This window comes from Shewanella sp. Isolate8, assembly GCF_022398495.1.
Lineage (GTDB): Bacteria > Pseudomonadota > Gammaproteobacteria > Enterobacterales > Shewanellaceae > Shewanella > Shewanella aquimarina.
The window spans coordinates 1-546 of record NZ_JAKEVI010000015.1; the positions used below are offsets into that span (position 1 = coordinate 1).

General features: G+C 46.2%; 2 rRNA genes. Both read left to right on the plus strand.

The annotated features are described in order from the left end of the window. Positions 1-208: ribosomal RNA gene (locus L1D43_RS19820) — 16S ribosomal RNA — on the plus strand; the annotation flags it as partial. A 250-nt stretch (positions 209-458) separates the two neighbouring features. After that, positions 459-546: ribosomal RNA gene (locus tag L1D43_RS19825) — 23S ribosomal RNA — on the plus strand; the annotation flags it as partial.

Genomic DNA, 546 nt, shown 5'->3' on the forward strand with positions numbered 1-546 from the left:
TCGGAATCGCTAGTAATCGTAGATCAGAATGCTACGGTGAATACGTTCCCGGGCCTTGTACACACCGCCCGTCACACCATGGGAGTGGGCTGCACCAGAAGTAGATAGCTTAACCTTCGGGAGGGCGTTTACCACGGTGTGGTTCATGACTGGGGTGAAGTCGTAACAAGGTAGCCCTAGGGGAACCTGGGGCTGGATCACCTCCTTACCTATACGATGATTTAATAGTTGTTGAGTGTTCACACAGATAACTTGTTCTTGTTAGAGCGAGTGGCACGTCCGAGCGGCGATGCTTGTTCTTTAAAAATTTGGAAAGCTGATAGTAATAACCGAAAGGTTATTGCGAAAATAATTGAGTTCTCAAAACACACTTTAATCAAGTGACTTGAGTATTCTTTTGGCGAAAGTTGAAACCATTAGTTGCGATGCAACTCAGATGAAACTCATTTGGGTTGTATGGTTAAGTGACTAAGCGTATACGGTGGATGCCTTGGCAGTCAGAGGCGATGAAGGACGTAGTAACTTGCGAAAAGCGTTGGCGAGCTA